This is a genomic window from Methylobacterium litchii (assembly GCF_038442315.1).
GTDB classification, from domain to species: domain Bacteria; phylum Pseudomonadota; class Alphaproteobacteria; order Rhizobiales; family Beijerinckiaceae; genus Methylobacterium; species Methylobacterium litchii.
Genome location: NZ_JBBXMY010000034.1, coordinates 1 through 17,811, shown reverse-complemented (window position 1 = coordinate 17,811; position 17,811 = coordinate 1). Strand labels below are relative to the sequence as shown.

Genomic DNA, 17,811 nt, shown 5'->3' with positions numbered 1-17,811 from the left:
GCCTACCTGACCGACGTCATCACCCGCATCGTCGACGGCCATCTGCAGAGCCATATCGACGACCTGCTGCCCTGGGCCTACGCCCCACAGCCCCTCAAAGCCGTGGCCTGAGAACGACGCTTACCTTGGAGGGCTGGATTAAGGCTTCCTTGCCACCGCCGAAGGGCGCTCGACCTGGGATCGGGCCTCGACCCGATGCGACATCCGCCCAGCACCCATTGCCGCCCGCAGCTTCGCCATCACGCCGGCTGTGACGAGGAGGGTGAGCACCAGGGCAAATATCGTGAGTGTGTGCCGGATCGCGTCAGTGTACTCACGGTCGGCGCGAATGATCAGCCAGCCGATCCCGACGAAGCCGGAGGCCACGAACAGCGGCGCTGTCAGGTCGGGCATGGCTCATCCCGCGGATGGGCCAGGGATAATCCTCACCTGATCTGGGCGAAAACCGCCTGTTAACCAGCATGCCCGTTGCCGCCCTGACATCGGCGTCAACCAACGTCGATACGGAGGTCAGGGCATGGGGTCGGGCAAGCTGGTCGCCTACTATCGCGTGTCGACCGCCCGGCAGGAGGCGAGCGGTCTGGGCCTAGATGCCCAGCGACAGGCCGTGCGTGCGTTCGCTAGCGACGCTGCCGTGGTGGCCGAATTCACAGAGGCCGAAAGCGGCAAGCGCGTTGACCGGCCCGAGCTGGCGCGCGCGATCGGCGTGTGCAGCCTGTACGTGTCAACACGTCAGCGCGGTGAGCCGTCATCGCGTTTTCGCGATGCGGCCCTTCCCCTTCTTTGCGAGGAGGTCGCCGATGGCTTCCATCATGACATCCTGGGTCGTCATGTCCGCGTCGAGGCCGACCAGCTTGATCATCCGATAGATCTCAGGCTCGACCCAGACCGTGATCCCGCGCGCGCCCTCGCGGGTCGTCGGGCGCTTGGTCTTGACCGGTTCGGCCGGGGGCTTCGCGGCGCGCCGCCGCGGCGGCGGCGGAGCGGCGGGCTCGGGAGTCGCTTCGGCTTCGATCGCCTCGGGGGCCTCTTCCCGGCGACCGGTTGAAACGCTGTCGGTTACGGCGGCCCGGAGGCTAAAACGGGGAGCGGCGCTCATCACGCGGCCTCGATGCTGGCGGATTGCGGAAGGGTGAGGCCCATCTGTGCGGCCGTCCACCGGAACAGGTCATCGATCTCGGAAGCCGCCCTCCCCCCGGGCTCGATCTCCTGGGCCGTTCTGCCGGGGATGAAGCCTCGCGAGTAGCTCACGCGCTGGTAGACCGCCCCCGGGTAGACCGGGATGTCGCGCTCCTGAAGCCCGGCGCGCGCCTCGTCGAGGTCGAACTCCGTCGAGGTGTTGCAAGCGTTGAAAACGACCCACGAGGGCTTCCGGGCGATCGTCGTCAGGTCGTGAGTCTGGCCGATGGCGTCGATGTCGAGGATCGAAGCGCGGCACGGAATGAGGACCAGGTCGGCAGCCTTGCAGGCCACGAGCGCCGGCCGGTCGGCGTGCGGCGCGCTGTCTATGATGAGCAGGTCGAGGCCGCCTGCCGCGGCCTGCGCCTTCACATGGTCGAGCTGCTCCGCCGAGGTCACGACCGCCTCCGGGTGGTCCTTGCGCCGCTCAGACCACTTCCAGGCCGACGACTGCGGGTCGAGGTCGGCGATGGCGACCTGAAGGCCGGCGCGGTGCGCGGCAACGGCAAGGTGCAGAGCGAGCGTCGTCTTCCCGGCGCCTCCCTTCTGCGAAACCAGAGCGAGCGTGCGCATCGCGTTGACCTCCTGACGCCGTGACGATCTGACGGCGTGCCACACCATCGCGTCGACGAGTTTACACTTCTTCAACGCAACGGACTGTCGATGCAACCTATCAGGCTGTTTCTACGTCAGAGTGTTGACACGTCAGCCTGACAACTTGTCGATTTGCTGACCTGTCAGAGAGAAGACAGCTCGGCCGCGACCGGCTAAGTTTGGGACGGGGAGTTGCCAGCGGCGGCGGCTCACCGCAAAGTCGCGGTTTACGGCGCCCGGCCTCCGGGAGTCGCCGTCAGGAGATCAACCGACGCGGTAGAGACCTAGAAAAAGCAACGGCCCCCCAAGCGCCAACCTGGGAGGCCGTGGACCGATCTCAGAGAGACCGGCGGGATCAATCACTCCCCGACAGTCTCACGAGCGCCCCTAGGGCGTCAAGCGGAAGCGCCAACTTCTGCACCGGTCCCGCTTTGCCTGGACGCAAGCGCGCTCGTCAGAGCGCGTGAGCCATGCCGCGCGCCTCGATGGGTGCGGGACGATGTACGCAGATGAGATCCGCCGACGGGCGGAAGAAGCACCGCAGGCCGCGCTACCGGCCATCGCCACCGCGCTATGGCGGGCATTCGGAGACGGACAGATCACTGAGGCCGAGGCCGAGGTGCTGTCCGGCCTGATCGAGGCCCGGCAGAGCAGGGGGGTTCAAGATTACAGGATGCCCCTGCAAGCCGCAGAGCAGCCCCAGGACGGCGCTCGGCAGATCGGGACGGTCTTGCCTCGCCGGGCCGGCTCTCGGCCGCGCACGGACGCCAGTATGGAGCGTAGACGGCGGTGGGCGGCTTCAGGCCGCCTCCCGCCGCAGCTCGCGGCGCAGTTCACCCTCGCCGAGCAGGCGGCCCTCGCCGTCGTCGCGGTCGAGACGGTCAAGCGTGGGGACTGCCGCCTCTACCACGAGCAGATAGCCGCCCTCGCGGGGGTAAGCCGGTCAACGGTTCGGGCAACGCTACGCCGGGCGAAGGACCTAGGCATCATCACAATCGAGGAAAGGCGCTCGTCGGCCTGGCGCAACCTGTCGAGCGTGGTCCGGATCGTCGGCCGCGATTGGATCGCTTGGAACCGGCTCGTGCGCCGATCGGTGGGGCAGGGGGGAGGTGCTATTTCCCCGACCACCACGAGTACCAAGGTTTCAAATCCGGGGAAAACGAGGACGGCAACACCGTCGCGAGGGCGTCTTGCAGCCCAGAATCCGCCCAGACGAACGACGTCACAGGCGGCAGGCGCATGAGGCCGGCCCTTCGCTCGGCAGGGCGCCGCGCCGGCCTCACGCTTGGAACAGTTGAAAGGCTGCCGAGGGGCAGCAGACGGCCTCGACGAGGGCCTGTCGCAAACCCGAACGGCCCTTCGTTCACGGGTCGTTAGCCGTACCCGCTCAGCTTGCCGCTCCGTTTTGGAGCTGGCCCATGATCCTGTCCGCCATCGCCGCTAGGCTCAAGCAGCGCGCCCAAGCTGATTTCCGGGGCCGGCACTTCGAGGCGGCGCTGATCGTCCAGGCGGTCTCCTGGTACCTGCGCTACCCGCTGAGCTACCGCGACATCGAGGAGATGCTCCTGGAACGCGGTCTGGAGGTGGACCACTCCACGATCAACCGCTGGGTGCTCGCCTACGCGCCTTTGGTCGAGAAGCGGCTGCGCCAGTTCCGTCGGGCGTGTCGCAAAGATTTTTGCCGCAGAAAATTATGCTCCCGGCGAGGGCATGCCCTGGTCCGATGGAGCGAAGCCGGGCCCGTCAAACTGCCAGATCGCCCCCGCTAGCGCGGCTGAATAGGCAGCGAGCGGGCATCGTAACACCTGGTTCGGAGAAGGTTATTTCGACCGTCGAGCGTTTGCGACACGCCCAGTTCATCTGGCTCCTGAACACCATCGAGGCCACCGTTGCGCCCGACACGGCGATCCACGCGATCCTCGACAACGTCGCGACCCACAAGCATCTGAAGGTGCGCGCCTGGCTGGTCCGCCAATCGCGCTGGATGTTCCACTTCAACCCCGACCTTGGCCTCGTGGCTCAACGCGGTCGAGGGCTTCTTCTCGGCGCTCACCCGTCGTCGGCTGCGGCGAGGTTCCTTCACCGGCGTCATCGACCTGCAGGCGGCCATCAAACGCTATATCGCCGACCACAACCAGCGCGCCAGACCCTTCGTCTGGACCAAGCCCGCCACCGACATCCTCGCCGCTGTCAGCCGATCCCCTGAACCATCCGTCTGAGTCAGTGCACTAGCAGCCTGATTCACCAAATCCCGGGGAGAGCCACCTCGCGGAGGCTAATTACTACTGCAAGGTAGTCGTTCCAAAACCTAGGCTAAAAAACCTAAAAGCCGCGCCGGCACTGACTATGGTAAGAAGGCAACAGCTTACACTTGGCTGATGACTTACAAGGCCGCACGTACAACCATGGATTGTAGGCGATGAAGGCAGCGTCGGAACCGACCCTCACATCAGAGGCGAAGAGCCACCCAAAACGGGAGCGGCTCGACCTCTATGACCCGCACTTCCCGATTCGGCGGCCGGCGAAAGTCTCTTCAGGGGGGGCTCGCGCTGAGATCTATGCCCCCCACTTCCCGCCACGTGTGCGCAACTGATAGCGCCGAGGGTGCCGTAGACGCCAAGAGTCTGAGAGAGGGTAGAATGTGCGGCATCGTCGGCATCGTCGGGCGCGACGCGGTAGCGGGGCAGGTGATCGAGGCGCTACGGCGGCTCGAATACCGCGGCTACGACTCCGCCGGCATCGCCACCCTGGAGCATGGCAGCCTCCAGCGTCGGCGTGCCTCGGGCAAGCTCGTGAACCTCGAAGCCAAGCTCGCCGAGCAGCCGCTCACCGGCACGATCGGCATCGGGCACACCCGTTGGGCGACCCACGGCCGCCCCACCGAGGTGAACGCCCACCCCCATGCCACGGCGCGCCTCGCCGTCGTGCATAACGGCATCATCGAGAACTTTCGCGAGTTGAAGCAGGAGCTTGAGGCGGACGGCATCCGCTTCGAGAGCGATACCGACACCGAGGTCGTCGTCCAACTCGTCAGCCGCTTGATGGACAAGGGGAAGGGCCCGGTCGATGCCGTGGCCGCCGCCCTGCCGCGCCTGCGCGGTGCCTTCGCGCTGGGCTTCATCTTCTCCGGCGAAGAAAACCTGCTGATCGGCGCCCGGCACGGGGCGCCGCTGGTGGTCGGCTACGGGCAGGGCGCGAACTATCTCGGCTCCGACGCCCTGGCGCTCGCCCCCTTCACCGATGCCATCGCCTATCTCGATGAGGGCGACTGGGCGATCCTGACCCGCGACAGCGTCGAATTCCGCGACGCCACCGGCGCCGTGGTCGAGCGCGCCCGCCAGACCATCGCCACCCAGGCGTTCCGGGTCGACAAGGGCGAGTATCGCCACTTCATGGCCAAGGAGATCCACGAGCAGCCGGAGGTCGTCGGCCGGACGCTCGCCCATTACATCGATATGGCCGAGGGCCGGGTGATCCTGCCGGAGGCCCTGCCCTTCGATTTCGCCAAGCTCAGCCGCGTCTACATCACCGCCTGCGGCACGGCCTTCTATGCCGGGCTCGTCGCCCGCTACTGGTTCGAGCAGATCGCCCGCCTGCCGGTGGAGATCGACGTCGCCTCCGAGGCCCGCTACCGCGAGGCGCCGCTGGAGCGGGACGGGCTGACCCTGGTGATCTCGCAATCGGGCGAGACCGCCGACACCCTGGCCACCCTGCGCTACGCCAAGTCGATAGGCCAGCACACGCTCTGCGTGGTGAACGTGCCAACCTCGACCATCGCGCGGGAATCCTCCGTCGTGATGCCGACGCTCGCCGGGCCGGAGATCGGCGTGGCCTCGACCAAGGCGTTCTCCTGCCAGCTGACCGTGCTGCTCTGCCTCGCCATCGCGGCGGGCCGGGCGCGAGGCACCCTCGACGCCGAGGGCGAGAAGCGGCTGATCGACGGCCTGATCAAGGCGCCGGGCCTGATGGCCGACGCGCTGGCGCACGAGCCCGCCATCGAGGGCCTCGCCCGCGAGGTCGCGAAGGCGCGTGACGTGCTCTACCTCGGGCGCGGTACGAGCTACCCGATGGCGCTGGAAGGCGCCCTGAAGCTGAAGGAAATCAGCTACATCCACGCCGAGGGCTACGCGGCGGGCGAGCTGAAACACGGGCCGATCGCGCTGATCGACGAGAGCGTTCCGGTGATCGTCATTGCACCCCATGACGCGGTGTTTGAGAAGACGGTCTCGAACATGCAGGAGGTCGCAGCGCGCGGCGGGCGCATCGTGTTGATCGGCGATGCCAAGGGCGCGGCCGAGCATGGGCTGGAAACGCTGGCGACTTTTATGATGCCAGAAATGAACACGACACTTGCGCCCCTCATCTACGCAATCCCAATCCAACTACTAGCGTACCATACGGCTGTGCAAATGGGGAAAGATGTTGATCAACCTAGGAACCTTGCAAAATCCGTGACTGTAGAATGATTTAGAAAATCTTATGAAGTCCTTAATTAAATTTTTGTTGATCGGTTTCGTGGATAATTAGGCCTCGTCGGTTGGCAATTATGAGATCAAATAGCAAATTTCTGTAACTTTATATTGAAGGGATTGCAAAAATATTGCATCATGACGTTCAGCAGGAATGTTAATCGTAATTTGTCCCGCATATTTATTCAGAAAGCGAATCGCTAAGTTTGCAATTAAGCTGCCAACTAGATTTTAAGTTTAAGAATATTCATAACACGGGATTAGAGAGCGTTCTAACCGCCCTTGCGGAATAATGGCCAGGCATCAAACACGCACGCGGGGCGCTCTGTGGGAATAAGCTTGCAATTGATGCGAATCATCGGTTTAGCTTGATCAATATTCGTAAAATCGCAGAATATTTGGATCATTGAGGATTGAAAAGTTAATATGGCACCGATTGGCAAGTCCAACGAGCAACCTCATAAAAAGTGCGAAAAAGCCTGTTCCAAACATGACTTGACACCTCCAAAAATCCTCGCGGTTTGAAGGTCTCGTGGTGTGATGGCGCCGGCGGTCTGTGAGGTGCTGCGATGCGCGGTCAGCCCAGTTTTTTCGACGTGGATGAGCGTCTGAAGGATCTCTCGGCCGAGGGCAACGCCCTGGAGCGGTTAAGCCGCATCGTCGATTTCGAGCTATCCTGGAAGGACCTCGCCCGTGCCGTGCCCCGCTCGGACAAGTCAAGAGCAGTTGTCCAGCGTTCGACCTCGGGTTCATATTCAAGGTGCTGATCCTCCATGCCGGTCACTCGCTGTCGGATGCAGTCCGCCTTCACGAGGTAATCGGGCGCGCAGCAGGAGTGGCCTCACACTGCATGCTCGCGAACACACCGGTAAGATGCACCGCCCCGCTCGAAATAATTTCACGCGGTCCACGTCGCCGAAGATCGCCTTGACGTAACAGATGGTCTCCTCTAACCGGGTCGCGCCTTAAGCAACGTTTCGAATAACTCGAACCTGGGCCTCTTTAGGTCCTACTAATTTCACGGGCGGTCTTCACCCCCCCTTGAATAGGATCCTAGATAGTGCTTCGACGACGCATTTGTTGTCTGGTTGGGACCCGGCCAGAAGTGATCAAGATGGCTCCAGTCATCCTGGCCTTGAAACAGCAACACTGGGCTGAAGTCGATGTATTGGCTACTGCCCAACATCGCGGCCTCTTAGATCAAGCGCTCAGCGATTTTGGTATTACACCAGATCATGATCTCGACGCCATGTTGCCGGACCAGACCTTGGCCGGACTGACGTCTCGTTTGTTGCAGAAAGTCGACGATTATCTTCGAGTCGTGGAGCCTGAGCTGGTTATTGCGCAGGGCGACACAACGACTGTCTTTGTCGCATCTCTTGCGTGTTTCTACCGCCGGATTCCGTTCACCCACGTCGAAGCCGGTTTGCGGACGTTCGATCTCGCCTACCCGTTTCCCGAGGAATTCAATCGGGTTGTCACGAGCATCAGCGCTAAGTTGCATTTCGCGCCGACGGCAGGCGCCCGAGACAATCTGCTGAAAGAAGGCATCGACGACCAGTCGATTCTAGTCACCGGCAATACAGTCATCGACGCGCTTTTCTTGACGCGGAACCACAGGCCTGCCCTTCCGATTGCTTTGCCTGATGATGCACAAGTCATCCTCATGAGCGCACACCGGCGCGAGAACTTTGGCAAACCGCTGAACCAAGTGTTTCTTGCGGTCCAAGACCTGTTGAAGAATTTTCCTCGCCTCCACGTTATTTACCCGGTTCATCCCAATCCGAACGTCAAGGCGATGGCTGAGACGATGCTCGGGCAAGAAGCACGAGTGCATCTACTCGAGCCTCTGAACTATCCATCGCTTTTCGCGGCTCTGGATCGATGCGACCTCGTGCTCACCGATAGCGGCGGCCTGCAAGAGGAAGCACCGGCCTTGAGCAAGCCCGTGCTTGTTCTGAGGAACGAAACGGAACGCCCTGAAGCTGTACACGCCGGGGTTGCGGCTCTTGTCGGAGCATCCCGGGCTGGGATCGTGGCGGCTGTGACGCGTCTGCTGAGTGATGCTGCCTTCTACCAAAGTATGGCTAAAGGAGTTTCTCCCTACGGCGATGGGCATGCTGCAACCCGGATCTGCGATAGACTCGAGAAATACTTTGCGACGGTTCCTTTTCCCGCGGGTTAGGGCCATTTCACAGTTCTAAATTCCTGCGGCGCGGGCTTGCGGTTCACTCTACAGGTAGATTGCGATGGAAAATCAGTCTGGCACCGGCGTAGAAAGCGGCGAAGGGTCTGTTGCGGAACAAGTCAATTCTAAACAGTACTGGGACGGCAGGTTTCGCGGCGACTGGGAGAAAAAGGGCGGCCCCGCTCAGACAATCTTTTTCTGCAAAGTAGCACTGAACAATTCTCCATCCTGGCTGTTCGATGATATTCGAGAACGCAAACTGTCGATTTGTGACTGGGGATGTGCCCTCGGCGATGCCGTCGAAGTTCTGAGTGAGTATTTCGTTGAAAGTGATGTCTCCGGATATGACTTTTCTGGTATAGCGATTGAACAAGCCGCGAAGCAATACCCGAATCGACGTTTCTCCAGCACTCCCTTCGAAAAATCTTCAAGCATCATTTTTTCTTCCAACGTCCTTGAACATTTCGTCAGCCCTCAAATTATTCTCGACAGAATTTCTAAAATTTCTTCGGACTACATTTGGCTGCTTCTGCCTTTTCAGGATTACACAGATTTGTCGGAGCATTTTTTTGTATTTGACTACAACACAATTCCTCCGATCGTTGGTCGAGATTTCTACCTGTCCTATATAAAGATCGTCGACACGTCCTCGATCCCCAATACGTGGTGGTCTGGCCAGCAAGTGCTGCTGGTCTACGCCAAGGATCGGGTTCTTGAACGTGTGTCAGCACTCGTGGCGGAGAGCGGACAGAAGGACGAGTTTACGTTGGTTGGGCACACGCTCGCCGCCAATGTCGGCCGGCTCGCAACTTTGACCCTCGAGCACCTCGCGGTCCAACGTGAAATGCAGGACCTTGGCAAACGGCTGGCCGATGCCAAACCCAAGGTGGCGGCGGATTTCGCGACCGTTCCGCAGCCGCAGGAGATCGCCCTCGAAGACGTCGACATTCACCCAACGTCTCACGATGAGGATCCCGCCTCACCTGGTGAAGATCCGGACAGCGAGCTGGATGAGGCGCTCGCGGTCGCGGACTTACCGGACCCCGCCGGGTCGCTCGCACAACCGAGCATTGCTGCCGACACGCAGCCGCCCGAACCGGCCGCCATCCCCGTAGCTATGGAGAACGTCGAAGATCCCACGCGAAAGCGGCACACACTCCTTCACAAAAGCGAGCTTTTTCGGCTGCAGGGGGAACTTGACGCCACCCGATCCGCCTTGTCTCGTACCCGCGATATGGAACGCAATCTGGCGGAGACACAGCAAAAGTTCTATGATTTTTATCGGAGCAGCCAGAGAGGCCAGACGCAATCTCCGTCGTGGACGCCCGAAGAACCTCTCCGCAATTCCTTCTCCGTCCTCGGCGAGAACGATACCAAGGGTGTCGGCGAGGACCTTGGCACCGACAACCGTCTACTCAATCGCCTGAAGGCGATGTGTGCCTTGGTGAATTCTGGCATGCGGCGGGGATTGTTTGTCATCACGTCGGCGTTCGAATTTTCACCTGAATACAACCAGAGACCGATCGCGCTGGCGAAGGAAGCGGCTGCGGCCGGGTATTTCGTCGTCTTCGTGGCGTGGCAGTGGGGACGGAACGAGGATCTCGCGAAACGGGGGATGCTGATCGGTGCGACGCTGCTGCAGATCGGGCGCTTCGATCTTGAAGATTTGCTCGACACCGTGCGTAGCACCGGGGGCGTGGGCGAAGGCGAGTTCATGCTCACCATTCCCAGCGACGATTTCGTCGAGCGCATCGCTGATTTTCGGTCCCTCGGGTTTCGCGTCACCTATGACATTCTGGATGACTGGGAGGAATTCAAGTCTGTCGGCCAGGCGGTATGGTGGTCGGAGGAGCTCGAACGTCAGGCGCTTGCAGGTGCGGATCGCGTCACCGTGGTGTCGCCGCGCCTCAAGGACAAATTCGACGCGATCAGGCCTGACATCCGCTGGGTTGCGAACGGTCTTCGCGGCGTCGAGCCCCGTGATCGCTTCGTTTCCAAGCGGAGCCTCAACGCTGACAAACGGGCCATAGTCGGATATTTCGGGCACCTCACCGATTCCTGGTTCGACTGGCGCGGCATCATAGCCCTCGCGAAGGTGAGCTCCGCCCTGGAATTTCGATTGATCGGGTATGGCGAGCCCGACTGGGTCCGGACAGAAGCCGCGAAGCTCGACAATGTCACCCTTGTCGGCTTCGTGCCGGCCGATCGTCTCGCCGAGCATGTCGCCGACTGGCACGTTGCGATTATTCCCTTCGTACCCTCAAAATTGAGCGAGGCCGTCGATCCCATCAAGATTTACGAATACTTATACTTTGGCCTCCCAGTAATTGCCAGCGGCATGCCGCATCTGGCGGACTATCCCGAGACCACCGTCGTCGCGGACTGGGCCGCGGCGCGACCAGCGATTGAGGCCGCCATCGAGCGGCTGGTGGCTGGCGACTTAAACTACGACGTCATGGCCGAATTCGCGTCAATGTCTACCTGGAGACGCAGGTTCTTAGACTGGGTGGCATGACCAATGCGTAAGCGAAAAATCTTGGCTGTATACCAGTTCGCCACGGCTGGAGGCGTCGAGCGCGTGCTCCTCAACCGCGCTATAACGTTGTCGCAGAGTGATTTCGAAATCAGCTTGGACGTCCATTTCATCCGCAACTATGGCGGACTGAAGCCGATGTATGAGGCGATCGACCGTTACAAAATTCACAACTACTTGCGGGTTGTTGATAGTCCGAGGCTTTCAGATTATGACTACATCGATATCATTGACAGCCCGGAAATATTCGAGTTCGTGCCAGCGGCGGTAAAGCTATTTGTAGAATGTCACACTAGCCGCTTTCTCGGCCAGGAATACCTGAGGTCGATGCCTAAGACGGTGAAGGCAGTTGCCGTGCCATCCGAAAGCACGGCTCTTCAAGTCAGACGGCTGACCGATGTTCCGGTGCGGATTGTTCCCAACCGGGTCCCTACGCCCGGCGTCATGACGCTGCAGGCCCTTCCTTGGCCCGTAATGTTTTATGTCGGCCGGATCGAAATGGGAAAGAACACGGAAGAAGCCGTCCAGATCTTTGCATCGGCTTTGCAGTCCGTGCCCGACCTTCGGATGATCATCATCAGCCCAAGTGTCGACCGGAGCTTGATCAAAGAGACGGCCGAGAAGCTGGGCGTCCGCGACCGGATCCTGCATGTCGGCGCACTGTCTTTCGTCGGCATGAACTCTTGGCTGCAGAGGCTCGCCGCCGGCCGTAGCGTCTTCGTCTCGTCTTCGCGGCACGAAACATGGGGGCTTGCCGCCGCGGAGGCACTTTCCTTCGGGATACCTGTGGTGCTGGCCAACAATAGTGGTCATTCAGAAGTCGTCAAAGGATCATCATCCTTGCTGTACGCGCTCGGAAACGTTCAAGACGGCGCTGGCAAAGTAGCTTCTTGTCTTCTCAATCCGCTGCAAATCAAACCCACTGTGGAAAAGCTGAGAGACTTTCATGTCTCCGGAGATGATACGATCCAAGGGCTAAGGTCGATTTTTGAACTCATGTGATTGGTAGATTCATATTGCGCCAGCTTGGCGAATGAAGGAACACGCGCCAGTGAGACGTCCTATATTTTTTCGCGCATCGGCCCCCAACCCTGAACCAACGACAATTGTGCCAGACGCCCTGCCGTTGTTCAATGCCTCGTGGTACGTCGAGCGCAATCCCGATGTCGTAAGCGCCGGCCTCGATCCGTGGCAGCATTATCTTAGCTCAGGATGGTCGGAGGGCCGCTGGCCGAACCCCCTGTTTGATCCGACACACTACCTCGACCAGAACCCCGATGTCTCAGCAGCAGGGTATGAACCGCTTGCCCACTATGTGGAGTTTGGATGGAAGGAGGGGCGGCGTCCGCATCCCTTGTTCGACCCCGAATGGTATCTCGATCAGAATCCCGACGTTAAAGCCGCCGGGATCGAGCCGCTTGCACACTACTTAGAATTCGGATGGCGGGAAGGCCGCGCACCATCGGTCTGGTTCGATATCAAGATGTATGTGTCTGGCCATGCCGATGTGGATGCCGCCGGGATTGAGCCGCTGGGCCACTACCTTCACCATGGATGGCGGGAGGGCCGTCACCCCAATAGCGTGTTTCTTCCTTTATGGTATGCCAGCATCTATGGCGATACAGGTTCGATGGAGCCTCTGTCCCACTACGTCCGGGTTGGCGCCAGCCAATTCCGCAAGCCCAATCCCTATTTCGATCCGCTCTGGTATGCAAAGAGCAATACGGATGCTTGCAAGCACGCCCAGAATGCCGTGTTCAGCTACCTCGATAAGGGATTGCGAGAAGGGCGCATCTTCATTCCCGATTTCGACGCGGCTTGGTACATGCGCAACAACCCCGATGTCGTCGACAGCGAGATGGCGGCTGTCGAACATTTCATGAAGTTCGGCGATCGAGAGAGGCGCCAGCCCAGCGAGATGTTCGATCCTGTCTGGTACGAGCGGGAGTACAAGGAGCCGATGTCGGCCTACGGCGGCCCGTTCGAGCACTATGTCGCGGTGGGACGGTCGAACGGCTTTTTTCAATCCGAGCTTCATAAGCGGGCCGCGCGGGCCAGCGTGCGACGAGACCTAGACTTTAAGACCTCGAAGGCTGATCCCAGCCGCGGGGTGATCGTGCGCAACGCAGTCGTCGACGTTCTAACGCGAGAACTCGGGGGTGAGCCCTTCCTCATCGTGTTGGGTGGGGTCGGTTTCGATGTTGCGGCGGGGAGCAACGGCTACGTCCGCCGCGTTCGCTCTATCGACGCGGCATTGGGTCCCTTGCGTCGTGTCTACGTCAGAGTGGTTCCCGAAGCCGGGAGGCCAGCCGTCTTTGCGAGCGTCAGCGAAAATGTCTTCGAACTGACCGTCAACGAGACGCCAATCGAACAGGAGATGCTTTTCCAGATTGCTGAGAAAGCCCTCGGTATCTATTCGCACTCGATCTATCCGCTGGAGCATAAAACGCTACAGAAGATTTTCGCCGAAGCAAACATATCCATTCTGGATCTCCACGGAATAGTCCCCGAAGAGACGACGTACAGCGGCCTTCGTTCACGCGCGGATGTGCTTTACGACCTTGAAAGATCTGTGATTGGCGCGGCGACGCACGTCGTTTCCGTGACGCGCCGTATGAAGAATTACTTTATCGATAAATATCCGGGCATCGACGAGTCCAAATTCATCAACATACCGATCATGATCTCCAGCCCGAGATACCCTGTCGTGCGCGAGCGGTCGCTCCTGACCGAGGGCGCACTCTATGCTGGATCGCTTGATAGCTGGCAGAACATCGACGTGATGCTGAAGGCAGTTGAGGCGAGCGGCATGCGCACCGACATTCTCACAGCCGACGCGGCGGGGTTCTGGAATGCATTCGGACATCTAGCTCAGCCGATTAAGGAAAAACTGACGGTTAAAAGCGTGTTTTCAGAAGATGAGCTTTGGGATCTATACCAAAAGTCTCAATTCGGCTTCGCCATCCGCAGCCAATCCGAAGTGAATCAAGTCGCGTGTCCCACCAAACTTATAGAATACTGTGCGGCTGGGATCATTCCAGTTTTACTGTCAAACGATATTGGAGATTTTCCTTCATTGGGGCTCCAATTTATCCCACTTGATATGTTTTCAGATGGAAATATTCCGTCACGGGTTGTTAGGGTCGAGATGATGTCTGAGAATGCGCTCGTTTTTCTAAAGCTAAGAGCGGAGTTCTTTTCCGGAATACGCGATCTGATTAGTGTTATCTGCTAATTCATAGCGGCAATTTATCTTTGTATTGTGCGGTCGCTCATCCATATTTGTTCCGTGTAGTTCGACATTTGTCCGCCGTCGATCAGCTTGATCGGGGCGTGTCGCAAACGCTCGACGGTCGAAATAACCTTCTCCGAACCAGGTGTTACGATGCCCGCTCGCTGCCTATTCAGCCGCGCTAGCGGGGGCGATCTGGCAGTTTGACGGGCCCGGCTTCGCTCCATCGGACCAGGGCATGCCCTCGCCGGGAGCATAATTTTCTGCGGCAAAAATCTTTGCGACACGCCCGTTCACCGAAGGGTCGTCCGCTTTTCCGCATGGTAATCTTGAAAGCAGGCCGGCGACCCACGGCCATTTCTCGCTGTCACAAGAGCGGGAGCTTAAGCCCGCTTCCCGGCAATTACGATGTTTGTCACGTACGGCCGAGGTGAATGGCAAGCGGCCATGTTCCAGCACGGCCGTTCCATTCAGCAAGGCCCATTGGAACTTAACGCTAGGTAGCGCGACCGCCTATGTCAGAAAACCGACCGTTTTTCATACATCGCTGGATCGGCTTGCCCGAGCTCGGCTAGATCAGCCTGCGATTGTTAGGAAAACGTGGCAGGAAAACTACTGACAGATAAACCTGCCTAATCTACTATCCTGACATGCTCGTTGGATATGCCCGCGTCTCCACGCTCGACCAGAACCTTGACCTCCAGCGCGATGCGCTGACCAAGGCTGGGTGTGAACGGCTGTTCGAGGAGAAGAAGTCCGGCAAGGCCGGCACCAAGCGACCCGAGTTCGAGGCCGCCCTCGCCTACTTGCGCCCCGAGGACGTGCTCGTCGTCTGGAAGCTCGATCGCCTCGGTCGCTCGCTGGTCGAGATGATGCGCACCATCGACGGGCTGCGCGTGAAGGACGTCCACTTCCGCTCCCTCACCGAGCAGTTCGATAGCGCTACCGCCCACGGACGCTTCGCCTTGCAGATGCACGGCGCCATGGCCGAGTACTTTCTCGACCTCAACCGTGAGCGCACCATGGAAGGTCTGAAGGCGGCCCTCGCCCGCGGACGCAAGGGAGGTCGCCCGAAGAAGCTCACTGAGGCTGACATTGCAGCTGGCCGCGCGATGCTGGCCGCAGGCGACATCCCCGTCGCCGCCATCGCCAAGCGCCTCGGCGTCAGCCGCTACACCTTCTATAGCTACTTCCCGCGGGCCCGCAGCGCCGCCAACGCCGGCCGGGGGTGAGCCCATGCCGATCCGCCCTGAGCACCGCTTCTTCTACCCCATTGACTGGCCACAGCTGTCGGTCGTGATCCGCTTCGGGCGCGCCAAGGGCCGCTGCGAGGCCTGCAAGCGTCCGCACGGGCAGATCGTCTACCATCTCGGTGATGGCCGCTGGTGGGATGCGGAGGCTAGGGCATGGCGGGACGGGCAGGGCAGGATCACCCGCTTATCCCTCGGGGCGGACGATGTGCTGACGCGAGTGCGTAGGACCCGGGTCGTGCTGGCAGCTGCCCATCGCGACCACGACACCAGCAATAACGCGAGTGCCAATCTGGCGGCCTTCTGCCAACGCTGCCACATGATCCACGACCGGCCGGAGCATCGCCGGCGGCGCTGGTTCACGCTGTTCAGGCGAAAAGCAATGGGCGATCTGTTCCGAGGTCCGTATGCCTGAGCGCGTTACGGCTTAGACGCGTGGCGACTGCGGCCCCGCCTGGCGCCTTAGTACCCATCACCTCCGCAGGCTTAGTGCTTAAAAGATCCGAAGCCCTCGCGCGCGCGTACGCGCACGTACTGGTCGCAAAACCCCCTTGCCTGTACACTGCCGAGCGCTGATCGCAGTAGTAGATGCAAGGTCTTCTGACAGATGGCACGACCGAGCAAATACACGCCGGAGGTGGTGGACCGGATCTGCGAGGGGCTCAGCGAAGGCCAAAATCTCACACAGCTCGCCCGGCAAGAGGGTATGCCCAGCCGAGCGACGGTCCTGCGGTGGGCCAACGATAAGCCCGAGTTCCGGAAACAGTACCAAGAGGCGCATCAATTCCGGGCTGAGTGCATCGCCGATGAGATGATCGACATCGCCGACGATGTCTCGCGGGATTGGAAGCAGGCCGGAAACCGACGTGTCCTGGACCAGGACGTTATCCGCCGCGCTCGAACCCGGATCGAGGCACGGAAATGGGCGCTGTCGCGGATGCAACTGAAGAAGCATCACCCCTGAAACAACGGGACGTGTCAGGCGAGCCGCCTGGGGACCAAGAGGGAGCCATCCTGCACCTTTGTTGAGGCGGTTCTTGGCCGGACAAAGGGTTCGATAGGTTCGGCCTGTTTGTCCGCTGCTCGCTCACTCCAACTCAGTGACTGGGCACAGTAAACGGTAGCCTTGATCAACAAGCGGACAGGGTGGCCGCTTGTACCCCTAGCAAGCGGACAGGGTGGCCGCTTGTGCCCTCAGCAAGCGGACAGGGTGGCCGCTTGTCACTTCAGCGCGCGGAGACCCTGTCTACTAAGCCCCAGAGACAACGCAGTTCGTCAGAGGCTTCTCCTTCCGCCACCCTTGCCTATCGCCAAATCGTTCACTATCCGTTCTGAGCCGATCGTAGCAGCAATCGGCTTGCCCTCCGTGGTCGGGTTAGACCAGCAGCGCGGTGGGGACACGGACACTGTGGGGATACGACCATACGTCCAAAGGGCACCGCGAAAGCTCGAAGCCCAGGGGTCGTCGGCGAACCGTTCTTCATCGCCGTGAAGTTGCGAGCGATCCTCTTCCCCGGACGGGGGTGACGAGGAGTCTGAAGCGAGGGGCCGGCTCCGGGGTTCTGGACCGCCAACATCGCCGAAGACAGGCGGCCACCTTGACCTGCGGGTCGGGGATGGCCCCGCTTTGTCTTCGCTCAGGGCCTCACCAAGGTTCTAGAACGGTAGAGAGGTAAGAGGCGCTGCAGGCGAGGTTGGCCTTCGATGCTGTCTGATCTCTCGCAAAACGTCGACCAGCGGTGGGGCGCCTCCGGGAGCGGTGTCTAAGACACAATGGGGTCCAACGTCGTGTTTGCCCTGTCAGCCATGCAGTTGGAGTTCGAGATTGCATCCGTGCGGACGCACCATCAAGCCACATAGTCGGCTGGAAGGCTGTAGGCGGGTAGCTGTGCTCAGTGGGATGACACAGCGCCCAGGGGGGGATGACACAGCGCCCAGGGGGGGATGACACAGCGCCCAGGGGGGGATGACACAGCGCCCAGGGGGGATGACACAGCGCCCAGGGGGGATGACACAGCGCCCAGAGATGAGGGCTCGCCCAGGAACATGAGCCAATAAGGACGCACAAAGTTCCAGATGGGGACAGGCACCTGGTTCACCGTACAACTCGGCTTTTGAAAGCCAAGCGAGCCCCTACCGGCTGATTTCAATCACCTCGGGGTAATTTAATCAGTGTTTTGGTAAGAGCCGAACGAGACGCTACGGCACGCGGGAGCCATGGATGCGGATTGTCCTTGGAGGGTGAGCGATGTTCCGACCCCATCTTCTGTGGGGCGACCTGACCGGGCAGTTTGACGATCCGCACGAGAGGATCGTTTTGTGTCTGGACTTGACCTTAGACTTGAGCCGGAGGGGACGGTCCGGCG

The 17,811-nt window shown here is 60.4% G+C and carries 12 protein-coding genes and 4 pseudogenes; 13 read left to right on the top strand and 3 right to left on the bottom strand.

Features of this window, described 5'->3' with window-relative positions; all coding sequences use genetic code 11:
* Positions 1-111, top strand: a 111-nt coding sequence (locus AAHF99_RS26750) for a transposase domain-containing protein (RefSeq protein WP_342167370.1), incomplete at its 5' end; no start/stop codon positions are given.
* Positions 112-138: 27 nt separating this feature from the next.
* On the opposite strand, the gene AAHF99_RS26745 is transcribed toward AAHF99_RS26750, so the two are convergent.
* Positions 139-393 carry a hypothetical protein gene (locus tag AAHF99_RS26745; RefSeq protein WP_342167369.1) on the bottom strand — a complete coding sequence of 85 codons (255 nt, stop codon included), beginning with the start codon at positions 391-393 and terminating at the stop codon, positions 139-141.
* A 124-nt stretch (positions 394-517) separates the two neighbouring features.
* Between AAHF99_RS26745 and AAHF99_RS26740 the strand changes: the two are divergent.
* Positions 518-694 (top strand): annotated as a pseudogene (locus AAHF99_RS26740) (recombinase family protein); the annotation flags it as partial.
* Positions 695-748: 54 nt separating this feature from the next.
* On the opposite strand, the gene AAHF99_RS26735 reads toward AAHF99_RS26740, so the two are convergent.
* Together AAHF99_RS26735 and AAHF99_RS26730 are read right to left on the bottom strand one after the other, a co-directional pair.
* Positions 749-1,099, bottom strand: coding sequence for a ribbon-helix-helix domain-containing protein (locus AAHF99_RS26735; RefSeq protein ID WP_342167368.1), 351 nt, complete (start codon positions 1,097-1,099; stop codon positions 749-751).
* Positions 1,099-1,800, bottom strand: a complete 702-nt coding sequence (locus AAHF99_RS26730) for a ParA family protein (protein WP_342167367.1) — start codon at positions 1,798-1,800, stop codon at positions 1,099-1,101. Before AAHF99_RS26730 ends, AAHF99_RS26735 begins: the two co-directional genes overlap by 1 nt.
* 1,391 nt (positions 1,801-3,191) lie before the next feature.
* Here AAHF99_RS26730 and AAHF99_RS26725 point away from each other — a divergent pair.
* The 11 genes and pseudogenes from AAHF99_RS26725 to AAHF99_RS26675 form a co-directional block, all read left to right on the top strand.
* Positions 3,192-3,434 (top strand): annotated as a pseudogene (locus AAHF99_RS26725) (IS6 family transposase); the annotation flags it as partial.
* Positions 3,435-3,604: 170 nt separating this feature from the next.
* Positions 3,605-3,992 (top strand): annotated as a pseudogene (locus AAHF99_RS26720) (IS630 family transposase); the annotation flags it as partial.
* Positions 3,993-4,412: 420 nt separating this feature from the next.
* Complete coding sequence (gene glmS / locus AAHF99_RS26715; protein WP_342167366.1) at positions 4,413-6,239, top strand: glutamine--fructose-6-phosphate transaminase (isomerizing); 1,827 nt, start codon at positions 4,413-4,415, stop codon at positions 6,237-6,239.
* A gap of 572 nt (positions 6,240-6,811) precedes the next feature.
* Positions 6,812-7,038 (top strand): annotated as a pseudogene (locus AAHF99_RS26710) (IS5/IS1182 family transposase); the annotation flags it as partial.
* Between the two features lie 264 nt (positions 7,039-7,302).
* Entirely contained in the window at positions 7,303-8,427 is a 1,125-nt protein-coding gene (wecB, locus tag AAHF99_RS26705; RefSeq protein ID WP_342167365.1) for a non-hydrolyzing UDP-N-acetylglucosamine 2-epimerase, read from the top strand.
* A gap of 64 nt (positions 8,428-8,491) precedes the next feature.
* Positions 8,492-10,945 (top strand): glycosyltransferase, encoded by a 2,454-nt coding sequence (locus tag AAHF99_RS26700; RefSeq protein ID WP_342167364.1) that lies wholly within the window; start codon positions 8,492-8,494, stop codon positions 10,943-10,945.
* 21 nt (positions 10,946-10,966) lie between these two features.
* Positions 10,967-11,965 carry a glycosyltransferase gene (locus AAHF99_RS26695; RefSeq protein ID WP_342167363.1) on the top strand — a complete coding sequence of 333 codons (999 nt, stop codon included), beginning with the start codon at positions 10,967-10,969 and terminating at the stop codon, positions 11,963-11,965.
* 106 nt (positions 11,966-12,071) lie between these two features.
* Positions 12,072-14,198 (top strand): glycosyltransferase family protein, encoded by a 2,127-nt coding sequence (locus AAHF99_RS26690; RefSeq protein ID WP_342167362.1) that lies wholly within the window; start codon positions 12,072-12,074, stop codon positions 14,196-14,198.
* 647 nt (positions 14,199-14,845) lie between these two features.
* Positions 14,846-15,427: a recombinase family protein gene (locus tag AAHF99_RS26685; protein WP_342167361.1), complete on the top strand. Its 582-nt coding sequence runs from the start codon at positions 14,846-14,848 to the stop codon at positions 15,425-15,427.
* Positions 15,428-15,431: 4 nt separating this feature from the next.
* The gene (locus AAHF99_RS26680) at positions 15,432-15,860 is read left to right on the top strand and encodes a hypothetical protein (RefSeq protein ID WP_342167360.1); all 429 of its coding nucleotides are present in this window, start codon (positions 15,432-15,434) and stop codon (positions 15,858-15,860) included.
* Positions 15,861-16,052: 192 nt separating this feature from the next.
* Positions 16,053-16,409, top strand: a complete 357-nt coding sequence (locus AAHF99_RS26675) for a terminase small subunit-like protein (protein WP_342167359.1) — start codon at positions 16,053-16,055, stop codon at positions 16,407-16,409.
* Positions 16,410-17,811: the final 1,402 nt, after the last annotated feature.

What these genes read in the sequence shown, in the direction of transcription:
- AAHF99_RS26700 (WP_342167364.1), top strand. Translation starts at nt 8,492, where the DNA reads ATGGAAAATCAGTCTGGCACCGGCGTAGAAAGCGGCGAAGGGTCTGTT.
- AAHF99_RS26745 (WP_342167369.1), bottom strand. Translation starts at nt 393, where the DNA reads ATGCCCGACCTGACAGCGCCGCTGTTCGTGGCCTCCGGCTTCGTCGGG.
- AAHF99_RS26675 (WP_342167359.1), top strand. Translation starts at nt 16,053, where the DNA reads ATGGCACGACCGAGCAAATACACGCCGGAGGTGGTGGACCGGATCTGC.
- AAHF99_RS26685 (WP_342167361.1), top strand. Translation starts at nt 14,846, where the DNA reads ATGCTCGTTGGATATGCCCGCGTCTCCACGCTCGACCAGAACCTTGAC.
- AAHF99_RS26680 (WP_342167360.1), top strand. Translation starts at nt 15,432, where the DNA reads ATGCCGATCCGCCCTGAGCACCGCTTCTTCTACCCCATTGACTGGCCA.
- AAHF99_RS26735 (WP_342167368.1), bottom strand. Translation starts at nt 1,099, where the DNA reads ATGAGCGCCGCTCCCCGTTTTAGCCTCCGGGCCGCCGTAACCGACAGC.
- glmS (WP_342167366.1), top strand. Translation starts at nt 4,413, where the DNA reads ATGTGCGGCATCGTCGGCATCGTCGGGCGCGACGCGGTAGCGGGGCAG.
- AAHF99_RS26730 (WP_342167367.1), bottom strand. Translation starts at nt 1,800, where the DNA reads ATGGTGTGGCACGCCGTCAGATCGTCACGGCGTCAGGAGGTCAACGCG.